The organism is Weissella kandleri (assembly GCF_045504165.1).
GTDB classification, from domain to species: Bacteria; Bacillota; Bacilli; order Lactobacillales; family Lactobacillaceae; genus Weissella; species Weissella kandleri_A.
Genome location: NZ_JBJJNY010000001.1, coordinates 46,097 through 71,909 on the forward strand (window position 1 = coordinate 46,097; position 25,813 = coordinate 71,909).

Below are 25,813 nucleotides of genomic sequence, written 5' to 3' on the forward strand. Positions count from 1 at the left end.
AAGTAAAATGAGGAAAACAACGAATGAGTGAAGAATTTAAGTCGGGATTTATTGCCTTAGTAGGACGGCCCAATGTGGGGAAATCGACCTTATTAAATCAAATGATTGGTGAAAAAATCGCGATTATGTCACCCAAGGCGCAGACCACGCGAAATAAGATACAAGGAATCTACACGACAGACGAAGGACAAATTGTCTTTTTGGATACGCCCGGCATCCATAAGCCACAGAATTCCTTAGGAGATTACATGGTTAAAACTGCGATGTCAGCAATCCGTGAGTCTGACATGGTATGGATGCTTGTTGATGCCTCACAAGAACGTGGCCGCGGTGATAATTTTATTATTGAACGTCTGAAGGAAAGTAAGACGCCCGTTTATTTGATTATTAATAAAATTGACTTGGTAAAGCCTGAAGATTTATTAGCCATTATTGCTGACTATCAAACTCAAATGGATTTTGCGGAAATTTTCCCAATTTCGGCGCGGCAAGATGATGGAGTGCAAGAACTCTTAGATTTTGCGATGCCAAAAATGGAAGCTGGTCCTCAATATTATCCAGCTGATCAAATTACTGATCACCCCGAGCGCTTTATCATGGCCGAATTAATTCGGGAAAAGGTTTTGCAGTTGACGCGGCAAGAAGTTCCACACTCTGTGGCGGTGGTGATTGATAAGATTGAACGGCAAGATGAAAAGCATCTGCATGTTCAAGCGACAATTGTTGTAGAACGTCCCTCACAAAAGAACATTGTGATTGGGAAACAAGGTTCAATGATTAAAGAAATTGGAATCCGGGCGCGGCGCGACATCGAACGTCTGTTGGGCGACAAGGTTTTCTTAGAAACTTGGGTGAAAGTGGAAGAACGCTGGCGTGATAAGCCACAAGCCTTACAAAGTTATGGTTATAAAGAGGATGCCGACGTTTAAGTAGGAGGCAAGCATGGCGGATCAACAATTAACCACTTTTCAAGGGATTGTGATGTACCAGCGCGAACACAAAGAACGCGACTTATTAGTAAAAATTTTGACGCGTGAAGCTGGTAAGAAGATGTTTTTTGTTAAAAACGGTAAGAGTAGGCGTAACCGTTTTAGTGCGGAACTTCAACCTTTGACACAGGCTACCTATGAAGGCACTTTGAATCAGCATGGACTGAGTTTTATTACGGATATCAAAGCCCAACAAGCTCAACCAGAATTTATGGCAGATATTGAGTTGAATGCGTACGGAGTGTATATTTTAGGTCTGATTGATTCGGCGTTTGTTGATAATCAGCCTTTATCTGCATGGTACGATTTGGCTACTTTAGGACTGGAAAAATTAAAGCAAGGAGCTAGTCGTCAAGGCATCGCTAACTATTTTGAACTAGCATTGCTGCCAGCCTTTGGGGTTCAGATGGTTTTTGATCATTGTGTGATTTGTGGTCGGCGGGATCTGCCACTTGATTTTTCAGACCATTATCATGGGGCCATTTGTCAAAATCATTTTGACCAAGACTTAGAACGGTGGCACATTAATCCGCGTGCAATGTTAATTTTGGGTCGTTTGGCGACGGTACCTTTAAAGCAAATTGGGACACTTCGCTTAAAGCCTGACACGACCGCGGAAATGGCTCGCTTGATGAATCATATTTATGATGATCAAGTTGGAGTGCATTTAAAGAGTAAATCTTTTATTCAAAAATTAAATTTATGGCAGGCGCGGTTAAGTGAGCGTCCGTCATCAGAGGAGACACCATAGATGACCAATCATATTGTTTTATTTGAACCCTTGATGCCAGCCAATACTGGTAATATTGCGCGTACGGCGACGGGAACGAATACCAAATTACACCTTATTGAGCCATTAGGGTTCCAACTTGATGATAAGCATTTAAAGCGCGCCGGTTTAGATTATTGGGATACAGTTGATATCACGATTCATCCCAACTTAGAAGCTTTTATGCAAACTTTAGCGGACACGGATGAGCTGTTTTTAATTTCAAAATTTGCGGATCGGAGTTATACGCAAGCTAATTATCAACAACAAAATCATGATTATTATTTTATGTTTGGTAAAGAGACGACTGGTTTGCCAGAAGAGTTTATGCAGCTCCATCGCGAACTGGCTTTGCGTATTCCTCAAAATGATCAAAATATTCGCGCTTTGAACTTATCAAATACGGCCGCAATTGTGATTTATGAAGTATTACGGCAACAAGGTTTTCCTGGTTTAGAAATGGTTCATACATATGAACATGATAAACTAAAGTAAGTCAGCCAGATAATAATGTAAGAATTAAAGAGTGGAGGCGTCGGTCGAGGAACATGCAAGGTGGGCCTGTCTGAGGTCTCTTTTTCAATTTAGGAGTTTGGTATGGATGGAATTATTGGGGTATATAAGCCCAAAGGAATGACTTCGCATGACGTGGTCTTTAAGTTACGCAAAATTTTGCGGATGAAAAAAATTGGTCATGCTGGGACTTTGGATCCAAATGTGGACGGTGTTTTACCAGTCGCTTTGGGTCGGGGGACGAAAACCATTGAATTTTTGCAAGCGGCGGGTAAGACTTATACTGGTTCGGTCACGCTCGGTTTTGCGACGGAAACGGAAGATTTAGACGGAGCAGTTGTGGAAACAAAACCTGTTTTGCGGCCTGTAGCCTCTGCTCAAATTCAAGCGGAGATGACCAAATTGACGGGGACGATTACGCAAGTGCCACCAATGTATTCGGCTGTGAAGGTGAATGGCCGGCGTTTATATCAATATGCCCGAGCCGGTGAAACGGTCGAACGTCCTAAGCGACAAGCTGAAATTTATCAATTTGAAATTGTTGGTATGCCAGAATATGATGCCCTGCAGCAAACACAGACTTTTCAATTTCGAGCAGTCGTTTCAAAGGGAACATATATTCGCACGCTGGCGGTAGATTTAGGACGAGCATTAGGCTACCCGGCTGTCATGAGCCAATTAACGCGTGAGCAATCTGGTGGCTTTACGTTAGCAGATACGCATACGCTTGAGGAATTCGCCGAGCGGATGCAATTGGCTGATGATTTAGGTGACTGGCTTGAACCAATTGACTATGCATTAAAAGATTTACCACATTTTACTTTGAGTGCGGCCCAATGGGGGGAGGTCAAAGATGGGAAAGGATTATCAGCGAGTGATGTACCAAAGACAGCAGCGCAATTAGTCTACGTTTATGCGGGCGAAGTTAAGTCGGTGGTCGCTTGGAATGCAGAGAAAAATCAGTATCGTCCCTATCGGACCTTTAAAATACATTAAAAGGGAGCATGTAAATGCAAGTTTTTAAAATACATCACCCATATATAGCATCAGACTTAGATGAGCAGCCGGTAGTTTTGGCGATGGGTTTTTTTGATGGTGTCCATTTAGGTCATCAGGCGGTTTTAACGACGGCGCGGGCTGTGGCTGAGGAGCAAGATCTGCCTTTGGCGGTTTTGACTTATAATCAACACCCTTCGTTGGTATTTAAAAAGCAACCGCAACCATTTAAATATCTTATTCCGTTAAAGCAAAAATTGAACTTATTTGAAGAGTTCGGCGTTAATCGGGTGTTTGTGGTCGATTTCACTTCCCAATTAGCGGCCTTATCCCCGCAGGAATTTGTGGAACAATATATGGTAGGACTCCACGCGCAGACGGTTGTGGCGGGCTTTGATCATACGTTTGGACCACGCGAGACGGCCAATATGCAGACTTTGCCATTACTAGCTGAACATCGATTTGAAGTGGTAGAAGTTCCACGCAAAATGTTGGTCGATGAAGAAGCTTCATCGACTAATATTAGAAAGCATCTTGGTCAACGTGAGGTGACAGCCGTTAATCACTTGTTAGGACGTATTTACACAACAGATGGTGTTGTGGTGCACGGTGACGCACGCGGGCGGCAAATGGGCTTCCCAACCTTGAATATTGTGACACCAGAAAATGAACTATTACCAGGCGATGGTGTGTATGTCGTGGAGGTGTTATTAAACAATCAGTGGTATGGTGGCATGGCCCAAATCGGCTATAACGTAACCTTTGAGGCGAATCGGGCTAAGACGCTAGAAATTAATCTGTTTGGTTTTCATGGTGAAGTTTATGGTGAACATGTTCAGATTCGGTGGCATCAATTCCTGCGTTTAGAAGCCAAGTTTGCGGGAATGGATGCTTTGACGCAGCAACTCTTAGAAGACCAAAAAGTCAGCCAAGCTTATTTAGCTCAGTTGTAATGACTGTTTATAGAATAGAAAGGAAAGAAGGTTTTTTATGTCATTTGATGGTTTATTTACCCATACAATGGTTCGTGAATTAAATCAAATTTTGGCGGGCGGACGGATTACAAAACTACACCAGCCTTATCCTAATGAGATTTTTATGGTGGTTCGTAATCATCACCAAAACTATCCAGTTTTGTTAAGTGCCCATCCGAACTTTGCGCGGGCCCAAATTTCTAAAATTAAATACACTAATCCGCAAACGGCACCGAATTTTGTCATGATGTTACGAAAACATCTCGAAGGTGCTCAGTTGTTGAGTGTCGAACAAATTGAAAATGATCGGATTATTAAATTTGCGACCACGGGGCGCAATGAATTAGGGGATGAAGAGAAAACTTCTCTTTATTTAGAAATGATGGGGCGGCATTCGAATTTGTTTTTAGTTGATGAAGCTAAACAACGTATTATTGATTTGATTAAGCACGTATCACCTGATCAAAACCGGGTTCGTTCGCTGATTCCAGGGGGCCAGTATGTTCAGCCACCAAAACAAGCGGGATTAATTAACCCGTTTACTTCATTACAAGGGTTAGCGCCTTTAATTTTGGAGCATCCGGATGTTGAGGCACTTGCACCAGCTTTACAACAACATTTTCAAGGATTAGCGCGTGATTCGACTCGCGAATTTGCAACGGTGGTGTTGCAGTCAGGTGATTCTATGGCGTATGCCAAAGCGTGGTTAGCAAATTTTGATCAGCCCCAGCCTCAGTTAGTGACGACGGAACAAAAAATGGCATTTGCCCCTTTTGATTGGCTGACTTTACCGGGTGAAAAGACGCATTTTGATACTTTGTCAGAAATGTTGGATCAATATTTTGCGGATAAATCAGAGCGGGATCGTGTCAATCAACAAGCTAGTGTTGTATTACGCGTAATTAAAAATGAATTGAAAAAGAATCGGAATAAGGTTAAAAAGTTTGAGCAGGAGTTAGCGCAGGTTGACCATGCGGATGAATTTAAAATCAAAGGCGAGCTTTTGACGACTTATATGCATGAAGTGGAGCGAGGGATGACCTCAATTGACTTGCCCAATTATTATGATGATAATCGTTCGCTGACCATTGCGCTATCAAATCAGTTAAGTCCATCACGTAATGCGCAAAAATATTTCACCCGCTATAACAAGTTGAAAGCATCTGTGAAATATATCAATGAACAGATGGATTTAGCGCAAACAGAAATTACTTATTTTGAAAATTTGCAAGAACAAGTCGCCTTGGCGGCTCCTCGCGACATTGAAGAAATTAAGCAAGAATTGATTCAAGAGGGTTATTTGCGCTTGCAGATTAAGAAGAAGCAAAAGCCGAAGGTGAGCGCACCGGAAAAGTTTTATGCTAGTGATGGAACGTTAATTGAGGTGGGGAAAAATAACCTGCAAAATGAACGCTTATCGATGCATACGGCAAACCGTAATGATATCTGGTTACATACAAAAGACATTCCTGGCTCACACGTGGTTTTGCATACCAGTGAACCAAGTGATGCAACTTTGTTGGAAGGTGCTCAATTAGCAGCGTATTTCTCAAAGGCGCGGGATTCATCAAATGTGCCAGTTGATTATTTACCGGTGAAACGGTTACGAAAGCCCAATGGATCTAAACCAGGATTTGTCATTTTTGAAGGGCAACAGACGCTGACGGTGACTCCTAGTGCGGCGGTAGTCCAACGCTTACGACAAGCGCCAGCCAAATAGCTGAAAGTATAAATGCGGTCATTTTAAAATTTTGCTGCGCTTAGTTAGATATTAAAAACTGCATAAGACTTAGAAATATGGTGTTACAACCGGTCTTGACTGATTACAATAGATATAATAGTATTTTTTAACATACATCAAAGCTTGAAAAATCAGTTCAGGTTTTATACGATATTTCTAAATAAGTTTGAATTAACTAAAAATAGTAAGGAAGATAAAATGTCCGAACAAGAAGAGCAATATACAGTGCGTGCGAAAGGAATTACGAAAAATTTTCAATTATTTTCGACGCAAGCAGAAAAACTAAAATCGATTTTTAAAGGTAATACGGACGCTGCTGATTTTTGGGCTCTCCGGGGGATTACTTTTGATATTGAACCAGGTGATGTGGTTGGAATTGTAGGAACCAATGGTTCGGGAAAATCGACGTTGCTCAATATTTTGAGCGGGGTCATTCCACAAACTTCTGGGACTTTGGAGATTAACGGTTCGATTGGCGTGGTTGCGATTAATGAAGGCTTAAACTGGGATTTGACAGGTCGCGAAAATATTCGTTTAAAGCAGTTGATGATGGGGATGACCAATAAAGAGATTGATGCGGCAATGCCTGATATTATTGAATTTTCCGAATTAGGGGAATTTATTGATCAGCCAGTCAAAGATTATTCTTCTGGAATGCGTTCTAAGTTAGGATTCTCAATTGTGACGCATAATGATCCTGACATTTTAATTGTGGACGAAGCGTTGTCGGTTGGAGACCAAAACTTTTCGAAAAAGGCTTTGGGTAAAATTCGCGAATTTATTGCGCAAGGTAAGACAATTTTCTTTGTATCGCACGATTTAGAGCAAGTTCGCGAATTTACGAATAAAGTCATGTGGATTCAGTATGGTGAAATGCGTGATTTCGGTTCAACTAAAAAAGTGGCGGATGAATATCAAGCTTTTACGGCTAAACTAGATCAAATGTCAGAGGAAGAGCGGACGGCGTTTGTGAATGCTGAAAAGAAACAACAACAATTATTTACTATTGAACAATTACAAGATCAGTATGCTATTCAAAATGTTCCTAAGGATGAAGTACGTGAAGTCACAAAGCTGCGGAGCTTTGAAGGCTTCAATAATTTCAGCTTGTGGGTGAGCCTGCTCTTAATTATAGGGTTAATGGTTTTGGTAATTATGAGAGGATACGGTAGGTAATTAAAATGTGGATTATAATTAAATCAATTTTTCAGTTAGCAGCCGAACAAATTCAAAATATTGGTTTGACGGTACGCCTGGCCATTTATGATACGCGGGCCAATAATGCGCATAAATACTTGGGAAGTTTGTGGGAAATTCTAGATCCCTTATTTCAAGTTTTGACCTACGCGGTTATCTTTGGTGGCGGCTTTCAAACACGGGCGCCCCAGGACGGAATGCCATATTTTACGTGGATGGCGGTAGGTTTTTCAGCATGGTATTTGGTCAATCAAGGTTTCTCGGACACAATTCGCTCCATTCAAACACAATTATATATGGTGAAAAATGTTAAATTTCCGGTTGTAATTTTACCTATGATTCGAGTCGTACAGGTTATTCCAGCCGTATTATCGATTTCGGTCGTGGCAACAATTGCGATGATTGTCACCGGTCATTTTCACCCAAGTGTTTATTGGCTACAGATTGTTTATTATTTATTTGCAGCCTTTGTTATGCTCTTTTTCTTAGGGATCTTCAATGCGACAATTAACATCTTAATTCCTGATTATGACTTAGCCATCCGGCAAGTGCTCCGGTTACTTTTCTTCGTTTCTGGAATTTTATCTGAACCAGTGCAAGGGAATGGCTTCAATAACTTTATTTACTATATTTCACGAATCAATCCGTTCTACTATATTGTGAATGGATGGCGTGGGACTTTCTTAAATAATGAGTGGTTTTGGAATTCCCCCACTGTGATGGCAATTTTTTGGTTAGAGATGGCTTTCTTTGCTATTATCGGAACTCACCTATACTTAAAGTTTAAAGATCAATTAATTGATTTTGTTTAAAAATGGAAATACATGGAGACAAAAATGACTGATAAAAAAGTAACGGCGGCGATTGTCACATATAATCGTTTGGCGCTCTTAAAAGAATCATTGGCTGCGGTCTTAGCCCAAACGGAATATCTAAGCCATGTGATTGTGGTAAATAATATGTCCGATGATGGGACGAAAGAGTATTTAGCAACCATTAATGACCCTCGGGTGGTGGTGTATAATTCACCGGAAAACCTAGGGGGCGCAGGTGGCTTTAACCAAGCGGTACGTTTATTTATGGAACAATTAGATGATGATTATGTATGGTTGATGGACGATGACACCATGGTGGAACCAGATGCTTTGAAGTATTTGGTAGAGTTTATGGCTGAACATCAACATGTTGGCTTCGTCAATTCCGTTGTCCGTTGGGGTGCTCGGAATGGAAACCCTTCTTGGATGAATGTTCCAGCGCCACGCGTTTTCACTTGGCAAACACCTTTAAATTGTGATAACCCTGGAATCGAAGTTATTAATTCAACTTTTGTTTCAGTCATGTTTTCAAGAGCGATGGTGAACAATGTTGGCTTGCCTCAGAAGGAATACTTTATCTGGGGTGATGACATGGAATTTACGAACCGAATTGCGGATGTCGATCGTGGTTACACGGTCATGAAGTCAGTGGCCGTGCATAAGTCCAAGGAAAATTCGATGCCGGGTGATATTATCCGAGAAAAGGATGGTTCACGTCTATGGCGGTATCGGTATGAATTCCGGAATCGGGTGTTAACGGCACGTCGAATTTCTAAACGTGAAATGCGTAATGTAGCATGGGGTGCGTTGCGTTATGAATTACCACGAGTTTTATTGAAGCGCAATATCAAGTTCCGCTGGCAAAAAGCTGGGATGATCATTAATGGTGTCTTTAAAGGACTCGCTTTCAATCCTGAAATTGAGTATGTTAATGGTAAGCCGAAGGAACCAATTCGCTCAATTAATGCTTTATTGCGGGCTTATCAGTTAGCTAATCCGGATGAGCGCGTGACTTTGGATCGTGAACTGGAGATTATCGATACGTATCAATTGAATGATTTGCGTGGCAAGACCGCTAAGGCAGATCAATTTATTGCCGATTATAACAAAAATTATCAAAGTAAATAGTAGAGTAGGCCAGTTTTAAAACTGGCTTTTTTGATGCTTCATAAAATTGAACCGATGCGGTCATGATTCATTAGTATTTCAAAATTTACGCTTTTAAAACGAATGAAATGCTATGAAAGATACAATATTTATGTATAATTAATTCCGTAAACATATAATTTGTTAGGAAAATATTTCCAAAAACAAATATTTAGAGCAAAAGGATTAACCGGAGTGGGCTCATCGGTTTTGGACAGTTATGTTATTATTAAAGTAGGTGATTTTATGAAATTAGTACAAAAAAATTTCATGAGAACGTTTGCAAAATGTAAACGTTTTACTTATAATAGTTACTGTGCTATTTAATGTTTGATGGTTAACATCATTTTGCAAATAACACTGCAGAAATGTTATGTTTTTGTAATTAATTTTCATAAAACTAACTTGAAATGTAAAAAATATTCACATATAATATTGGTATTGCTTTCACAAAACACAATGGAGGATCTGATGGATTATTTAATTGGTGTTGATATGGGAACCACTTCGACGAAAGCGGTTTTGTTTGATAAGGCTGGGCACGTTATTACGTCAGCTAATAAAGGTTACAACTTGTACCGTGATGAGCCAGATATGGCCGAAGAAGATTTGGATGAAATTTTTGAAGCATTTTCTGATGCGATTCGTGAAGTTGTACGCTATGATAAGAACGCTAATATTTTAGCCGTTTCATTTTCATCAGCGATGCACTCTTTGATTGCCTTAGACAAAGATTGGAACCCATTGACGCGCGTAATTACTTGGGCCGATACACGGGCTGTTAAGTACACGGAAGAGTTAAAGGCGAATGGAATTGGTGATGAGATTTATGCGCACACCGGGACACCGATTCACCCAATGGCACCGTTGTCAAAGTTACTTTGGTTAAAGAATGAACATCCTGACGTTTATAATAATGCCGCTCATTACTTGGGAATTAAAGAGTACATTTTCCACCGTTTGTTCGGGGTTAACCGGATGGATATTTCAATTGCTTCTGGAACGGGGATGTTTAATAGCTTTGATCTAAATTGGGATAAGCAAGCCTTGGAAGTAACGGGTGTTAAGCAAGAGCAAATGCCAGAAACAGTTGATCCATACACAATGGAAACGGATATGATTGAGGAATATTCTGTTTTGCTGGGATTGCCAAAGGATACGCCATTCGTATACGGAGCTGGTGATGGTCCATTGTCAAACTTGGGAGTTAATGCGGTACAACCTGGTGTAGCAGCCGTAACCATTGGTACTTCAGGTGCAATTCGGGTCGTGACTGATGCCCCTAAGATTGATCCAAAGGGCCGGACATTTACGTATGCTTTGGACCGCGATCACTGGGTGGTTGGTGGACCAGTTAACAACGGTGGGGATGTCTTCCGTTGGGTTCGTAACAACTTGTTTGATTCTGAAAAGTCAACGGCCTCATTGTTGAACATGGACTCATATGATTTGATTACTGAAATTGCGAGCCAAGTTCCTGCTGGAGCCAATGGATTGATTTTCCACCCATACTTGGGTGGTGAGCGAGCTCCAATTTGGGATGCGAATGCGCGTGGTTCATTCTTTGGTTTGACTCACGGTCACACGCGTGCTCACATGGCCCGCGCGGTTTTGGAAGGTATCATTTTTAACATTTACATGGTGGAATTAGCTTTGGAAGAAGTTGTTGGTGATTTGAAGTCAATTCAAGCGACCGGTGGATTCGCTCGTTCAGCACTATGGCGTCAAATGTTGGCTGATATCTTTGAGCAACCTGTTACGGTCCCCGAAGCCTTTGAATCAGGTGCGTTAGCCGCAACTGTGATGGCACAAAAGGCCTTGGGATTGGTTGATTCTTTGGATGTTATTGGTGATATGGTTGGGGAAGCCAATACTTACCAACCAAATCCTGAAAACTATGAAGTTTACCGTGAGTTAGCACCAATCTTTATTCGTTTGAGTCGTCAACTTCAAACTGAATATAAGAATATTGCGGACTTCCAACGTGCCCACACTAAATAGGTAATAAATTTTTTAAGAAGTTAAGAGGAAGATATAATGTTTAATGTTGCTGCTGGTATCACAACTGATGCCTCTACAGGTTTTTATGCCTGGATGGTCAACGGAATAAATGTTTGGCCATTTTTGATTCTGATTCTTGGAATCGCTGTTTTGCTATTTTTAATTTTGAAAGCTAAGGTTAATACCTTCGTTTCATTGATTATTATTTCAATTTTGGTTGCCATTGGTCTAGGAATGGCACCTTCAAGTATTGCAGATGCGTTAAAGAGTGGAATCGGGGGAACGATGGGCGAATTGGTCGTCGTCTTCGGATTCGGATCAATGATTGGACGTTTAGTAGCTGACGCGGGTGGTTCATATCGAATCGCTTCAACGTTGATTAATACTTTTGGTAAGAAGCGGTTGCAGCTTGCTGTGGCTTTGGCTTCATTTATCATCGGAATTTCATTGCTCTTTGAAGTTGGGATGGTTGTTTTAATTCCTATCGTCTTCACGATCGCGTTGGAAGCTGAAGTACCATTGCTTTACTTAGGAATCCCAATGGCTGCTGCTTTGTCTGCGGCCCAAGGATACTTGCCTCCACAACCATCACCGACTGCGGTTACTAATATTTTAGGAGCTAACGTTGGGGTTGTCTTGATGTATGGAGTCGTTGTTGCCTTGGTAGCGATGATTATTGCCGGACCTGTCTTTACACGCTTTGCACGTAAAATTGAGCCAAGAGCCTTCCGTATTACCAAGAAGTTGGATGCAGTTGGAGAAGTTAAGACCTTTGATTTGAAGGAAACACCAAGCTTTGGGTTGGCCATCACAACTTCATTGATGCCAGTCTTCTTTATGCTGATTGCGACTGGCTACACCATGATTAAAAATGGTGGTAAGCAAGTTTATGCTGGTAAGATTGGTGATACAGCTTGGCAAGCAATGTCACATGCTGCTCAAAATGGTTATTTGCACAATCCTTCAACGATGGACCAAATTATGGCAATGTTGGGTAATCCAATGATTGCCATGGTTATTGCGATGGTCTTTGCAATTTGGGCCATGGGTCCAAAGCAAGGCCGGACAATGAGTCAAGTTGGAAATACGATGTCAGATGCACTTAAGTCAATCGCTAACTTGTTGATGGTTATTGGTGGTGGAGCTGCCTTCAAGGGAATCTTAACGTCTGGTGGAATTTCAACGGCGATTGCTGATGCTTTCTCACACACATCAATGTCACCAATTATCTTCGCATGGTTGATTGCTTTGATTATTCGTGTGTCAGTTGGTTCTGCCACGGTTGCTGGTTTGACTGCCGCCGGAATCGTTGCACCATTGGTTGCAGGGCAAACAGCTGTTAACCCAGCCTTTGTGGTTTTGGCCATTGGGGCCGGGTCAATCGGACTTTCACACGTCAATGACGCGGGATTCTGGATGTTTAAGGAATTCTTCGATTTGGATGTGCCGCAAACCCTTAAGATTTGGACCGTCTTAGAGACTATCTTGTCAGTAGTTGGTTTGATTGTTATCTTGATTTTGAGCGCTTTGTTCTCATAATCGAACTATTACCATAAAATTTATTACAAAATAGGAGGTTAGCGGTTTCGCTGACCTCTTTTATGTTAAACTCAAAAAAGCATTTAATAATAGAAATCTATGATATATGATAAAAGATGGTTAAAGTGGTTTACAGGTTGCTTTGATTGTTTTAATATTTCGCATATGAAATCAATTATTAAGTAATAATGGGCGGCGGATATTTAAAACGCTGGAAAAAGGTGAAGGAATAGGTACAGGTATGCCATTTTTATATCTAAATTGGGGTTATTTAGCTACAATTGTGGTACTTTTAAACACAATCGTAGCATTGTTTGTGGTGTTTCATGGTGAACGTGAAGTGTCATCGGTCTGGGCGTGGTTAATGGTGTTGATTACTTTTCCAGGCTTAGGCTTAATTATTTATATGTTTTTAGGACGGAATTTGACCAGTAAGAAAATATTTAGTTTGCAGACGCAAGAAATCTTGGGAATTGACAAAATCGTTGAGAATCAAAAACGGTTAGCTTTGGAAACGCATGCGGCAAATCAAATGGAAGAAGAAAGTAGCTTCGTGCGTTTATTTTTGAAAAATGATGCCGCCTTATTAACTTTAGAAAATAGTGTGCAAGTTTTTACGGATGGACATGATAAGTTCAGGCAATTGTTCGCGGATATCCAAGCGGCTAAGCATCACGTTAATTTGGAATATTTTACAATTTATGATGACCAAATTGGTAATGAATTGGTTGATTTATTAACGCAAAAAGCGCAAGCCGGAATTAGAGTGCGAGTACTTTATGATCAGTGGGGATCACATGGGCGGCACGATAAAATGTGGCGTCGTTTACGTGATGCTGGCGGGCAAGTAATTCCATTCTTGTCACCTCGCTATGTCCCATTGACTTTTCGGATTAACTTCCGTGACCATCGGAAGTTAGTTGTGATTGATGGTAATGTGGGTTATATTGGTGGTTATAATGTGGGTGACCAGTATTTGGGACGTAGTAAAAAATTTGGTTACTGGCGAGATACGCATTTGCGAATTGAAGGTGATGCTGTGTTGGCCATCCAATCAAGGTTCTTTACTGATTGGAATGCGACCACTAAAAAGCAGCAACTGACTTTTTCGGATGATTATTTCCCACGGCATCAACAAACTAAAAAGCATGCGACAGCCATTCAAATTGTATCTTCTGGTCCCGATGATGCAAATAAACAAATTCAAACCGGTTATTTGAAAATGTTTGCGACAGCGACAGAGAAAATTTTCATTCAAACACCATATTTTATTCCTGATCAAGCGATTTTAGAAACATTAAGAATGGCTGCACAATCAGGGGTGGAAGTTAGTTTGATGATTCCGGCCTTTCCAGATCATCCGTTTGTTTATCGTGCCACAGAATGGTATTCGAAGCAATTGTTACAAGCAGGAGCGAAAATTTATCGATATGATCATGGCTTCATGCATGCGAAAATGGTTATGATTGACGGGCGCATCTCCTCAGTTGGTTCGGCGAATCAAGACATTCGTTCATATACCTTGAATTTTGAAGCGAATGCGTTCATTTATGACCGGGATATGGCTCAAGAATTAGAGACGATTTATCAAAAAGATATGGAAAATTCAACGTTATTAGATGCACAGTATTTTGAAACACAGTCCATGTGGCACAAGTTTGTGCAACGAGTTTCACGTTTGATTAGTCCAATTTTATAAAAGGAAAACAAATGCAAGCAGTTAAATTTGAGTTACAAACTGGAATTAATTTAACAGTTATTTCGACGCAACAATTTACCACTACGCAGATTCAAATTAATGCGATTCAAAAAAAGCAAGCCCAAACTTTAGCGCCGAGGTTTATGGCGAGTCAAATGGCCGAGACGGTAAGCGCACAGTATCCAACACAGCGTTCCTTTGTGGAAGCATTACAGCGTTTATATGGGGCAAGCTTAAGTGTCGGGCTTGTTAACATGGGTCAGCTAAGCTTATTACGGATTTCGATGGAATTAGTTAATGATAAGTTTGCGACGTCGCATGAGGCTTTATTTGTTGAAGGGTTACAATTTATTCAGCAACTTATTGCAGCGCCTTTGGGAGATGTAGAAAATGGTTATGATGTCACTATTTTTGAGCATCAACAAAATATGGCCCAAGATGAAGTTGCCAGTTGGGATGAAGATTATGAGTATCAAGCCGTGCAGCGTCTCCTCAACATTAATTTTGAGGATCCAACTTTAGGCTTGCCAACCTATAATACGATGGCAGCTTTAGCGCAAGTGACACCGCAGCAAGCGTGGCAAGTTTGGGCGCAAACATGGCAAAATGATCCAATTGAAATTGTGATTTTAGGCGATGTTGATCCAGTGGTGGTCAAGCAGCAGTTGGTACAATTAAACCTTTTTGCCCCTCGCACACGCTTAGGAGAGCAACCGCAGGCTCAAGGTGCCTTTAATCATCAAAAGCTTACAATTCAACATTCAGCGCAACAAAGTCAATTAACACAAAGTTATCATTTACCTTTACCCACTGCAATGCGTTTTGCGGGTTATGTGTTTAATGCATTGTGGGGGGGAGCCGGCAATGCCCGCTTATTTCAAGAGGTGCGTGAAAAGGCGGGGTTAGCCTATACGATTTATTCTGATTATAATCCGTATAATCAATTACTCATGGTGGTTGCTGGGGTGGATGCTAAAAATTTGCCAGCCACGCAGCAATTGATTCAAACAACATTGCATGTTTTGCAGACTGAGTTGGTTTCAAATGCAGAACTTGAGCAAACTAAACAAGCTTTAATTCATGATTTCGTGATTGCTAAAGATCAACCGCAAAATCAAGTTGAGCGTGAAGTGGCAGGAGTTGTTAGTGGTTGGAATTTAAATGATCAAGCCTGGATGCAGGCTGTTTTGTCCGTGACACCAGAAGATATTTTACACGTTGCACAATTAGTCGAATTAGCGAGTGAAGTGCAATTGATTGGAGCAAATGAGAATGATGAATAATTTAATGCCAACCCTTCAATCTTTTCAATTGACCAATGGGGTAAAGATACATTTGAGTCCCCGCCCGCAGTATCATCAATTAGTAGCTTTATTAACCGTTAATTATGGTGCGCGCGATCAAAATACATGGGCGGATGAACCGTTTGGAACGGCCCATTTTATTGAACATCAGCTTTTTCAGCAATCAGGGTATGATGCTTTAGATAAGATTAGTGGTTGGGGAGATACGGTCAACGCTTTTACAGCGATGACGCAGACAAGTTATTATACAATCGCTCCGGCCAAAGATTACCGGAGTTTAGCGGAGCTTTTAACTTTTACGCAACAACCATATTTTCAAGCTATTTCGGTTGAGCGAGAGCAACGAATCATTCAACAAGAAATTAAAATGTATGAAGATGATGCTGGGGCACAGCTGTATCAAAATATTTTGGGCGCCCTTTATCCTAACGATGCAATTGGCATTGATATTGGTGGGACCACGACGAGCATTGCTGCAATTACTCCTGCAGTTCTAAAACGAGCTTATAAACGGCATTATCGGCCTGATAATATGGAACTATTCATAACTGGTGATTTTGACCAAAATCAGATTTTAGAAGTGATTGAACAATCGCCATTGGGTCAACGTCCGGCTAGTCAACATGGCCCAATGGTGGAAGTTCAACAATTTACGGCAATGCCGTTACCTGCAATATCGGTGGAATTGGAGGGTGCGACGTTAAGAAATAAAATTGCGGTTGGTCAGCGACTGTTTGAGCAACAAGTGGTGCCGTGGGGGCGTTTAGGATTAAAAATTAGTCTTGCTTATAATCTAGCGTTGGATCTGGTGTTTAGTGAGCATTCAGCGCGTTATTTGGATTGGTATGATCAAGGCTTGATTGATGATGGATTTAGCACCGAATTAACGATGGAGCGGGGAGCGGCTCATTTATTGTTATTAGGTGAGACGCCAGAGCCGGAAATTTTAATTGCAGAAATTCAAATGGTTTTGCAACATTTACAGACCGAATTTTTGAATCTAGCAGATGGCTTAGAACTTGTGAAATCCGAACAGTTAGGTCGTTATATTAGCCGCTTGAATTCATTGGATGAAATTGCTACTCGCTTTGAAGGACCAACCTTTGACGATGCTTTCGTATGGGATGAAATTGAAATTTTAAATACGCTGACTAGTGCAGAAATTAGTGAAATTATTGCAAAGGTGGCTGTCAGTGTTCCAGTAAGTGTGATAATCCATCCAGAATAATTCAAAGAAGAATTGATTTATTACGAGTAAGTTATGTTAAAATTATAATTAGAAATCATTTAGTAAAGGAATTGTTAAAATGGCAGATATCGAACAAAAAGGAATCGGCGAAGAGTTACAAACAGCCCGGATTGCAAAGGGTTTGTCGCTTGATGACATTCAAGCCCAGACAAAAATTCAAAAGCGTTATTTACAGGCAATTGAAAATGATCAATTCGATCAATTGCCCGGCAGTTTCTATGAACGTGCTTTTACTCGTCAATATGCAGCTGTAGTTGGCTTAGATGCTGAGGATTTGTTAGAGCGACATGCCTTGGATACGAAAGCACCAGCTGAAGAGACGAAACCAATCATTGAGCATAGTGGAATGCAAACCAATGCTGGTGAGAACATTTCACGTGCGGGGATGCGCCAAGATGAAGCAAAGCGGGTTAAACAAGCCAATAACATGTTGCCTAAGGTAATCATGGGTGTGGCAGCCATTGCAATTGTGGTTGTCATTTGGGCTTTGGTAGCTAATTTTGCCGGACATTCAAATAATACTTCAGAAAGTTCAAATGTATCTGTAAGTAGCTCTGTCGTTTCAAAGAGTTCTTCAAAGGAAAGCTCAGCGGAAAAGAGTAGTGCTAGCAGTAAGGAAGAGCCTAAGACAGAAATTGGAGCGCCAGCAGTGGTTGGAAATATCTCAAGAATTGCGGTTAAGGTTCCAGCAACAGGTGAGCGTAAGTTAACTTTGGTTGGGGTAAACGGTGATTCATGGAATCAAGTTAAGTCAAATACGGGGGCTGTTTTGTATTCTGGAACAGTGCATGCCAATGAGACTAAGGAAATTGCCGTTGACAATACCGTCACCGAGGTGAGTGTTCAAATCGGAAATGCTAATAATTTGAAGTTACAATTCAATGGCGAAGATGTGAAGTTAAATAATACCAGCTTCGTTTGGCAAGCAGTTTTGAATATTACGGCCGCTTCAGTTACTTCAACACAAAATTAATAGGGCGGTGCTATGAATTTACCAAATAAATTAACTGTTTTTCGGATTAGCCTGATCCCTATTTTTGCTATTGTTTTAATGTTACCTACTAATATTTGGGGTGGCAGTGTTCAATTGCCCATGACGCATCTGATTGCAGCAATCATCTTTGTGGTGGCTTCATTAACTGACACTGCGGATGGTCAAATTGCCCGGCGCCAACATTTGGTGACTAACTTTGGTAAATTTGCGGACCCCCTTGCAGATAAATTATTAGTGATGACTGCGTTGATTTTCTTTGTTCAATTTCAATGGGTTCCAGCTTGGGTGGTTGCATTGATTGTCATTCGGGAGTTAGCGGTGACTGGATTACGGACACTAATCGTTGAAAATAATGGAACTGTGATGGCGGCTGCGATGCCTGGCAAGATTAAGACGACCACGCAGATGCTCGCCATTACCTTTTATCTTTTGCATAATATTATTTTCCGGAGTTTTGGAATTCCTTTTGCGGAAATTATGCTGGGAATTGCGTTGTTATTCACAATTTATTCAGGGATTGATTATTTTGTAAAGGCCCGCTTTGTGTTTGCGGATGGATTTAAATAAGATTATAAAAGGTATCATTGGCACCAATGATATCTTTTTTGTCTTTTGAACACTGGATAGGTTCTTAATGTTTGTGACATACCTTGGCTGGCATTTTTTGCATTGATTAATTAGAATTGAGGTAGATAATGAAAAAAGTACAACAATTGGGTGAAAAATTAATCCAATTAGAACAAACAATAACGTCAGCGGAAAGTTTGACGGGTGGTCTTTTTAGTAGTTCCTTGACGCAGGTGCCAGGGATTTCACAGGTTTTGCCTGGTGCTTTTGTGACGTATAGTCCGGCCACTAAAACCCAATTAGTTGGGGTGCCAGCATCTTTGATTCAAGAATATGGGGTTGTTTCAGCTGAAGTGGCTAAGGCAATGGCAAACGGAGCTAAGCATCAGCTATCGACAGATTGGGCGGTTAGTTTTACAGGGGTAGCTGGTCCCGAGGCGCTGGAAGGACATCCAGCAGGAGAGGTTTGGATTGGAATAGCTACCCCCAAAAATCAGGTTTTAGCGCGCCAGTTTAATTTTAAAGGTACCCGTGATGAAGTTCGACTGGCGGCTGTTCGAGCTGGAGCAACTTGGATTTTAAGTGAATTAAATTAAGTAGTTACAAATGAAAATAATTAGGTTATACTTAATGTATTAACAAAAAACGGAGGCTATAAATTTATGGCAACGTCAGGAAAAAATATCAATCCTTCAAAAAAGCTTGAAGGAAAAATTACAGAACCGAAAGCCCGTAAAAAAGCATTAGATGATGCATTAAAAAAAAATCGAAAAGAATTTTGGAAAAGGATCCGTGATTCGGATGGGCGATTCAAAATTTACGAAAGTGGAATCATTTTCAACTGGATCTTTGAAGTTAGATATTGCTTTGGGGATCGGTGGTTATCCAAAGGGGAGAATTATCGAAATTTATGGACCTGAATCATCAGGTAAAACGACTATGGCATTGCATGCCGCAGCTGAAGTACAAGCTGAGGGTGGGACGGTCGCGTATATTGACGCGGAAAATGCGATGGATGTCGAATATGCCCGGAATTTGGGGGTTAAAGTTGATGATTTGCTTTTGTCACAACCAGATACTGGTGAACAAGGTTTATCAATTGCTGAAGAATTGATTAAATCAGGAGCAGTGGACTTAATTGTCGTTGATTCGGTTGCTGCATTAACGCCAAAGGCCGAAATTGATGGAGCTATTGGTGATACAACCGTTGGTTTACAAGCACGAATGATGTCATCAGCCTTGCGTAAATTGTCAGGTGCCATTTTGAAAATGGGAACGACAGTCATTTTCATTAACCAATTGCGTGAAAAGATTGGGGTGATGTTTGGAAACCCTGAGACAACGCCCGGTGGTCGAGCCTTGAAATTCTATTCAACGGTGCGACTAGATGTGCGACGGCGTGGAAGTATTGATTCTGGTAAGGGTAGCAAGGATGAAGATAAGGTCAAAGTGGGTAATACGACCCACATTAAAGTGGTCAAGAATAAGGTGGCGCCACCTTTCCGCGAAGTTGAAATTGAGATTATGTTTGGAAAGGGAATTTCCAAGACTGGTGAGTTGATTGATTTAGCGGTGGATAAAGATATTATTAAGAAAGCCGGCTCATGGTTTTCATATAATGGTACTAAAATTGGTCAAGGAAAAGTTAATGTTATGAATTGGCTGAATGATCCTGAAAACAAAGCTGTTTATGACGAAATCTTTGATTTGGTTCGGAAGGCCTACTTGGATGCACCGACTGAATTAGATGCCGATGCGGAGCTTACCGTGTCAACGGATGAAGATGAAAAAGCTGAGCCAGCTGAAACGGAAGTTGATGATATTGATTTAGATATTGACGAAGGCGATGAATAAGATCGTTATAAATTAAAAATTGAAAAGATATTACCTTTTTCGAGTGCCGATGCGGACTTGGGAAGGGTAATATTTTTTTGAAATTCAAGAGTATTTCAAGTGTTTAATCTTCATGAGTGAACGTTGAATTTCAAGAATGAGTTTGTTATACTAATCTTCGTTTAGAATCAATCTAAAATAAATATAAATTTGCGAGGCTAGCATGGGACAAAAAGAAGATAAACCAAAGCAAACTTTAGCACAACGGAATAATATTGTGCGGGCGGCTGTGATGGGGGCCAATGATGGAATCTTATCGGTTTCTGGAATTGTAATTGGGGTAGCAGGTGCGAGTACGAATACCTTCGCTATTTTTATTGCCGGGTTTGCGGGAACGTTAGCAGGAACGGTATCGATGGCGATGGGGGAATATGTTTCGGTACATTCACAAAATGATGCACAAAAAAGGGCAGAAGCCGAAGAATCACGGCGTCTTGATGAAGACTACGCGGGCGAGTTAGCTTTTGTTCAACAAAAATATTTGGGCCCAGGTATTTCTGAAAGCTTAGCTTTACAAGCAGCCCAAGAAATGATGGCGGGGGATGCCTTGGGAACCATGGTACGTGAGCGTTATGGGTTTACTTTGCATCAAGAAGTGAGCGCTTTGTCGGCTAGTTTAGCTTCGATGATCTCATTTCCATTGGGGGCACTCCTTCCAATGTTAGCAATCACTTTATTCCCTGGTAGTCAGCATTGGAATATTATTGCGACGGGAATTACGGTTGCCATAGCGTTAGCGCTCACTGGTTATAGCGCCGCTAAGTTATCGGGAGCCAATACTAAAATGGCCACCCTACGCAATATTGTTGCTGGAATCTTTACGATGCTGGTAACCTTTGGCATCGGTGCCTTGATTGGAGGACGTTAAGATGGAATTATCAGCAAAAGATCAACAATTAATGCAAAAAGGGTCGCAACAACCGGAAAAGTTAACGATGGAAGAGCGATTGAATGTAGTTCGTGCTGGTGTGTTAGGAGCTAATGATGGGGTCTTAACTGTCGTAGGCGTGCTCTTTTCAGTTGGGGCGGCCACTAATAATGCTTTTACGATTTTTATTGCCGGCTTGGCCGATCTTTTAGCCTGCGCGCTCTCAATGGCTTCAGGTGAATATGCTTCGGTCAGTTCACAATCTGATGCGGAAAAAGTCGTTGTGCAACAAGAAGCTCAGCGTATTCAGATGGATGCCACGGCTGTTTTCAACGATCTTAGTCAGTTCTACCAGGAACGTGGAGTGACGCGTGCGACTGCAAATCAAATTGCAGATCAATTGATGCAGACGAACCCATTACAAGCCATTTTAGCAACAAAGTATGATGTTCAATTAGGGCATTATGTTAATCCTTGGGCTGCCGCATTATCTTCAATGATTTGTGCCGCTTTAGGAGGTGCGATTCCACTGATGGTGATGACACTAATTCATGGTCATCTAGGTATGTGGGTAGCGGTCTTTGCTACCGCTTTTGCTTCCGCCTTAATTGGAGGGGCCAGTGCGATTTTGGGACATGGGTTTATTAAAAAAGCGGTTGTCCGCAATGTTATAATTGGTTTAGTGACAATTTTGATTCATTACGGAATTGGTTTATTATTTTAAGCATCAATGTTAATTGAATGTTAGATGGGAGGTACCGGATGAGTAGACGAGTTGAAAAGGCGTTTGAGCAGTTACGTCAGGCGGGATTTAAGCTGACCGAGCAACGCTCGACCATTATTAAGTATTTGGTCGAAAATAAAATGTTTCCAAAACATCCAACCGCAGACGCTATTTATAATGACTTAAAAGCAGAGAGTTATTCGATTAGTCGAGCAACGGTCTACAATACTTTGGAAGCTCTGGTTTCCGCGCATTTAGTCTTAGCAATCGATAATAATATGGACGGTAAAATGCATTATGATTGGTTTGGGACACCACATTATCACGTAATTTGTACGAATTGCGGTAAAATTGTCGATGCAGATAATTTTGCAATGCAAGATTTACCACAATTGGCGCAAGCGGCGACTGGATTTCAAATTTCATCTTATCAAGTTGAAGTGCGGGGGCTGTGCCAGGATTGTCAGAAACTTTTAGCCCAGAATTAAGAATCAAAATAAAGGCTTGGCAAGCTTATAAATAGCGTTATAATGGTATTTAAGATGAATTTGGAGGAATAAAATGATAACACTTAAATCAGACCGCGAATTAGCTGCCATGGAGAAGTCGGGAGAAATCATCGCCGGGATGCACCAAGAATTACGGAAAATTATTAAGCCAGGGTTGTCAACTTGGGCCATTGAAGAATTTGGACGTAATTATATTGAAAGTCACGGTGGCCGAGCTGCTCAAATCGGGTTTGAAGGCTTTAAATATGCGACGACGATTTCGGTGAATAATGAAGTGGCCCATGCTTTCCCACGCAAGAATCTAATTTTAAAAGATGGTGATTTGGTGAAAGTTGACACAGTAGTTGATTTAGATGGCGCCTATTCTGATTCGGCTTGGAGTTATGCTGTTGGGAACGTTTCACCAGAAGTACAACGGTTGATGGATGTCACCCATGAAGCTCTATACTTAGGCATTGATCAAGCCCAAGTTGGAAATCGGTTAGGTGATATTGGGGCGGTCATTAATGATTTCGTGGAAAATCAAAATGGTTATGGAAATGTTCGTGATTATGTCGGGCATGGAATTGGGCCTACGATGCATGAAGAACCATCCGTTCCCCATTATGGAGTAGCTGGACGTGGATTACGTTTGAAGCCTGGAATGACGATTACAATTGAACCTATGGTGAATATGGGAGGCTATGAAGTTGAGACATCAACCGAAGATGGTTGGACGGTGACGACGGTTGACGGTTCATGGTCAGCCCAGTATGAACATGTGGTGGCTATCACTAATGATGGACCAAAGATTTTAACATCACAAGATCCTGAATTTGATGCTAAGTATCTTTTGTAAAACTAAATAATTAAAAGGGTATCACTTCTATGAGGTAATACCCTTTTTTGATGATGGATGACGGCTTTAAGGGGATAAAAAAGCGGCGCAAGCGAAATGCCCAGATTTGTGGCGTCAATTATCCCATTAAATCTTTGGCGGAATCAGCGGTTAGGACGTTGAAATTAATTTTGTTTTTATCAAATTCAACTTCAGCTTCCGCACTCGCATCGATTTGTTGCTCAATTTGTTGAGCTAAAAAGCCGGCTTCTAAGTAAAAATCGGGTGTATCTTGGTCAAAAAGACGGGTTTGAACAATGTCACCTGTTAAAGACCATTTTTGCGAAGTTGCTTTTTGTTGTTCAATCTCGAGAACCCCAAAGCCTGCACTGGCGAAAAAATCAATAATGGCATTGATTCCTTTTAATGGCATTTCACGAGCGAGACTTTTGCCGGCCCAGTAAGAAATATCACTTAAATCGTCGGTGAAAAGGTTTGGTAGTAGCCGGTCTCGTAGTAGAGTAATTGGAAAAAGGTTATTTGATTCGTGCGCCATAATGTACTCCTTTATTATTCAATAGTCCCATTATAACGGAATTTCAATAAATTTGCCAAACACGTTGCAATAATGTTACAATTTCAAAATGGAAAGGGTGGGAATGAATATGGACTTAATGAATAATCCGTTCATCAATAGTACTCTAGGCTTATTTGATGGGGATATTCAAGCAGCTAAGTTGCGAGGGCTTGATACAACCGTCTGGGGAAGTGAATGTGCGCTGACGTTAGCAACGATTGATGCAATGTCATTAAATTACAATTTAAATGACATAATGAATAGCTTTGAACGCTGGGCACAGAATGGAGCATATACCGCTGATGGTGAGGCACGCCATATTGGGCGGACTACGCGCCAAGCGTTGGAACGCTTCGCACAAACGCAGGATCCGTTTAGTTCTGGCGGTATTGCCGATGATGACAATGGTAGCGGTGCTTTAACGCGAATGATGCCTGTAATTTTCTATATTTATACCAAGCATGGTTCTGAATTTATTAATGATGAAGCTGCGATGCTAATTTTACACCAGGTGGCTGGTTTGACGCATAATCATCCCCGTGGTTTGATGGGAATTGGCTTTTATGCAATTTTGGTTGGTCAACTGCTAGATGGGTTTGACTTTTTGAATGCACTGGATCGTGCTATCGGAATCACTTATGAATATTATGCAGAACATGCTGTCTTTACGCCCTTTTTAAGCGAATTCGATAATTTAAATACACCGGATTTTATGAATCAATCCAAAGATGATTTAAACGTGACAGGATATGTGGTCCAAAGTCTGGAAGCTTTAGTGTGGGTCTTCTTGAATACAACTTCATATCAGGAAGCTTTAGACGTTGCACAAACCGTTCCTGGTAAGCCAGAGGCGATTATGCCATTAATAGGTTCGTTAGGGGCGGTCTTATATCAAAAGCATACCTGGCCGAATCTGGCGGATTTATTACAGCAGAATCCGCAATTAATCGCCATTTTACAGCGAGGCAGTCAAAGCGGCGTTTTTACTAATTAATATGCAAGGCTAACGACTTTAACGTGAGCCTTTTTATTTTGTCTTAGGCGTTAGGGCGTTCGTTTTATTGAGTGACCTGCCTAATAAGTTGCAGAATGGTTGCTTTTTTAAGTGGGGGCTTTTTGGTATAATGGATAGCGCATGATTATTGCGAAAATTAAATAAATGAAATTTGAAAATAACTTTTATTGAAAAAGAGCGCATCTTACAGGAACGGCGCTTCATTGATGAGAAATAAATAATTAAAATCGGTGCTTAGCACGGACAATTAACGGAGTAAAATGCATATGCAATTATATGAACTAGGAATTAGTGTTGTATTGGCTTATCTTTTGGGCTCATTACCCTTTGGTTATTGGATTGGAAAAGTTTTTTATCATCAAGATTTGCTGAAAACGGGATCTGGTAATATTGGAACAACGAATACGTTTCGTATTTTAGGGACTAAGGCAGGGACCGTGGTCTTTATTTTAGATGTACTTAAAGGGACTGTTGGAGCAAGTGTGGTCTATCTCTTTGGTCCGTTAGCAGCCAACCAACATTTTTATGTTTTGTTGGTGGGTGTGTTTGCAATTTTAGGGCATACTTTTTCGCCTTGGTTACATTTCCGTGGGGGCAAAGGGGTTGCAACTTCTTTAGGGGTCTTGTTAGCATATTCGGTTAGTTTATTTTTTATTTCTTTGGCTATTTTTATTACGGGACTGTTTCTTTTTAGTATCGTCTCGATTAGCTCGATGCTGACCTTTTTATTTAGCACGATTATTTTTTACTGGTTGGACGAAAAAATAGTAGCGACGGTAACTGGTGTTGTGATGCTTTACGTAATTTATTTACACCGGCAAAATATTAAACGCATAATTAATGGAAATGAAAATACGATTAGGTTTGGAATTCCTTATTGGTTAGGGTTAACCGATACATCAAAAAAATAAATTTAA

24 protein-coding genes and 1 pseudogene are annotated in these 25,813 nt (G+C 40.9%); 24 read left to right on the forward strand and 1 reads right to left on the reverse strand.

All coding sequences use genetic code 11. From position 1 onward, the window contains the following. Window positions 1-23: 23 nt before the first annotated feature. From era to map, 22 genes and pseudogenes are all read left to right on the forward strand, one after another. Window positions 24-929 (forward strand): GTPase Era, encoded by a 906-nt coding sequence (gene era / locus ACJQWY_RS00225; protein WP_407075745.1) that lies wholly within the window; start codon window positions 24-26, stop codon window positions 927-929. A gap of 13 nt (window positions 930-942) precedes the next feature. Further along, the gene (gene recO, locus ACJQWY_RS00230; protein WP_407075746.1) at window positions 943-1,740 is read left to right on the forward strand and encodes a DNA repair protein RecO; all 798 of its coding nucleotides are present in this window, start codon (window positions 943-945) and stop codon (window positions 1,738-1,740) included. Next, window positions 1,741-2,253 (forward strand): tRNA (cytidine(34)-2'-O)-methyltransferase, encoded by a 513-nt coding sequence (locus ACJQWY_RS00235; protein ID WP_407075747.1) that lies wholly within the window; start codon window positions 1,741-1,743, stop codon window positions 2,251-2,253. Between the two features lie 102 nt (window positions 2,254-2,355). After that, window positions 2,356-3,267, forward strand: a complete 912-nt coding sequence (gene truB / locus ACJQWY_RS00240) for a tRNA pseudouridine(55) synthase TruB (RefSeq protein WP_407075748.1) — start codon at window positions 2,356-2,358, stop codon at window positions 3,265-3,267. 14 nt (window positions 3,268-3,281) lie between these two features. Beyond that, the gene (gene ribF / locus ACJQWY_RS00245; protein WP_407075749.1) at window positions 3,282-4,220 is read left to right on the forward strand and encodes a riboflavin biosynthesis protein RibF; all 939 of its coding nucleotides are present in this window, start codon (window positions 3,282-3,284) and stop codon (window positions 4,218-4,220) included. A 37-nt stretch (window positions 4,221-4,257) separates the two neighbouring features. Next, entirely contained in the window at window positions 4,258-5,961 is a 1,704-nt protein-coding gene (locus ACJQWY_RS00250) for an NFACT RNA binding domain-containing protein (protein WP_407075750.1), read from the forward strand. A gap of 219 nt (window positions 5,962-6,180) precedes the next feature. Next, on the forward strand, window positions 6,181-7,158 hold the full coding sequence (locus ACJQWY_RS00255; protein WP_407075751.1) for an ABC transporter ATP-binding protein: 978 nt from the start codon (window positions 6,181-6,183) through the stop codon (window positions 7,156-7,158). A gap of 5 nt (window positions 7,159-7,163) precedes the next feature. After that, complete coding sequence (locus tag ACJQWY_RS00260; protein ID WP_407075752.1) at window positions 7,164-7,991, forward strand: ABC transporter permease; 828 nt, start codon at window positions 7,164-7,166, stop codon at window positions 7,989-7,991. A 24-nt stretch (window positions 7,992-8,015) separates the two neighbouring features. Continuing rightward, on the forward strand, window positions 8,016-9,122 hold the full coding sequence (locus ACJQWY_RS00265; protein WP_407075753.1) for a glycosyltransferase family 2 protein: 1,107 nt from the start codon (window positions 8,016-8,018) through the stop codon (window positions 9,120-9,122). Between the two features lie 489 nt (window positions 9,123-9,611). Then, window positions 9,612-11,141 carry a gluconokinase gene (gntK, locus tag ACJQWY_RS00270; protein ID WP_407075754.1) on the forward strand — a complete coding sequence of 510 codons (1,530 nt, stop codon included), beginning with the start codon at window positions 9,612-9,614 and terminating at the stop codon, window positions 11,139-11,141. 36 nt (window positions 11,142-11,177) lie between these two features. Then, complete coding sequence (locus tag ACJQWY_RS00275) at window positions 11,178-12,680, forward strand: gluconate:H+ symporter (protein ID WP_407075755.1); 1,503 nt, start codon at window positions 11,178-11,180, stop codon at window positions 12,678-12,680. A gap of 241 nt (window positions 12,681-12,921) precedes the next feature. Next, a complete protein-coding gene (cls, locus tag ACJQWY_RS00280) occupies window positions 12,922-14,379 on the forward strand; it encodes a cardiolipin synthase (protein WP_407075756.1) in 1,458 nt (485 codons plus the stop codon). Window positions 14,380-14,390: 11 nt separating this feature from the next. Continuing rightward, window positions 14,391-15,662, forward strand: coding sequence for an EF-P 5-aminopentanol modification-associated protein YfmF (gene yfmF, locus ACJQWY_RS00285; RefSeq protein WP_407075757.1), 1,272 nt, complete (start codon window positions 14,391-14,393; stop codon window positions 15,660-15,662). Beyond that, window positions 15,652-16,911 (forward strand): EF-P 5-aminopentanol modification-associated protein YfmH, encoded by a 1,260-nt coding sequence (gene yfmH / locus ACJQWY_RS00290; protein ID WP_407075758.1) that lies wholly within the window; start codon window positions 15,652-15,654, stop codon window positions 16,909-16,911. Before yfmF ends, yfmH begins: the two co-directional genes overlap by 11 nt. Before the next feature lie 79 nt (window positions 16,912-16,990). Next, window positions 16,991-17,905 (forward strand): helix-turn-helix domain-containing protein, encoded by a 915-nt coding sequence (locus ACJQWY_RS00295; RefSeq protein WP_407075759.1) that lies wholly within the window; start codon window positions 16,991-16,993, stop codon window positions 17,903-17,905. A gap of 12 nt (window positions 17,906-17,917) precedes the next feature. After that, entirely contained in the window at window positions 17,918-18,493 is a 576-nt protein-coding gene (gene pgsA / locus ACJQWY_RS00300) for a CDP-diacylglycerol--glycerol-3-phosphate 3-phosphatidyltransferase (protein WP_407075760.1), read from the forward strand. Between the two features lie 128 nt (window positions 18,494-18,621). Beyond that, window positions 18,622-19,089 carry a CinA family protein gene (locus ACJQWY_RS00305; protein WP_407075761.1) on the forward strand — a complete coding sequence of 156 codons (468 nt, stop codon included), beginning with the start codon at window positions 18,622-18,624 and terminating at the stop codon, window positions 19,087-19,089. 66 nt (window positions 19,090-19,155) lie between these two features. Further along, window positions 19,156-20,347: pseudogene (gene recA, locus ACJQWY_RS00310) on the forward strand (recombinase RecA). Window positions 20,348-20,549: 202 nt separating this feature from the next. Further along, window positions 20,550-21,254, forward strand: a complete 705-nt coding sequence (locus tag ACJQWY_RS00315) for a VIT1/CCC1 transporter family protein (RefSeq protein WP_407075762.1) — start codon at window positions 20,550-20,552, stop codon at window positions 21,252-21,254. A gap of 1 nt (window position 21,255) precedes the next feature. Then, complete coding sequence (locus tag ACJQWY_RS00320) at window positions 21,256-21,978, forward strand: VIT1/CCC1 transporter family protein (protein WP_407075763.1); 723 nt, start codon at window positions 21,256-21,258, stop codon at window positions 21,976-21,978. Between the two features lie 38 nt (window positions 21,979-22,016). Then, entirely contained in the window at window positions 22,017-22,466 is a 450-nt protein-coding gene (locus tag ACJQWY_RS00325; protein WP_407075764.1) for a Fur family transcriptional regulator, read from the forward strand. A gap of 73 nt (window positions 22,467-22,539) precedes the next feature. Next, window positions 22,540-23,325: a type I methionyl aminopeptidase gene (map, locus tag ACJQWY_RS00330; RefSeq protein ID WP_407075765.1), complete on the forward strand. Its 786-nt coding sequence runs from the start codon at window positions 22,540-22,542 to the stop codon at window positions 23,323-23,325. Between the two features lie 118 nt (window positions 23,326-23,443). On the opposite strand, the gene ACJQWY_RS00335 is transcribed toward map, so the two are convergent. Then, the gene (locus tag ACJQWY_RS00335) at window positions 23,444-23,860 is read right to left on the reverse strand and encodes a YslB family protein (protein ID WP_407075766.1); all 417 of its coding nucleotides are present in this window, start codon (window positions 23,858-23,860) and stop codon (window positions 23,444-23,446) included. A 109-nt stretch (window positions 23,861-23,969) separates the two neighbouring features. Here ACJQWY_RS00335 and ACJQWY_RS00340 point away from each other — a divergent pair, with 109 nt between their 5' ends. Together ACJQWY_RS00340 and plsY are read left to right on the forward strand one after the other, a co-directional pair. Continuing rightward, a complete protein-coding gene (locus ACJQWY_RS00340; RefSeq protein WP_407075767.1) occupies window positions 23,970-24,875 on the forward strand; it encodes an ADP-ribosylglycohydrolase family protein in 906 nt (301 codons plus the stop codon). 287 nt (window positions 24,876-25,162) lie between these two features. Next, a complete protein-coding gene (gene plsY, locus ACJQWY_RS00345) occupies window positions 25,163-25,807 on the forward strand; it encodes a glycerol-3-phosphate 1-O-acyltransferase PlsY (RefSeq protein WP_407075768.1) in 645 nt (214 codons plus the stop codon). Window positions 25,808-25,813: the final 6 nt, after the last annotated feature.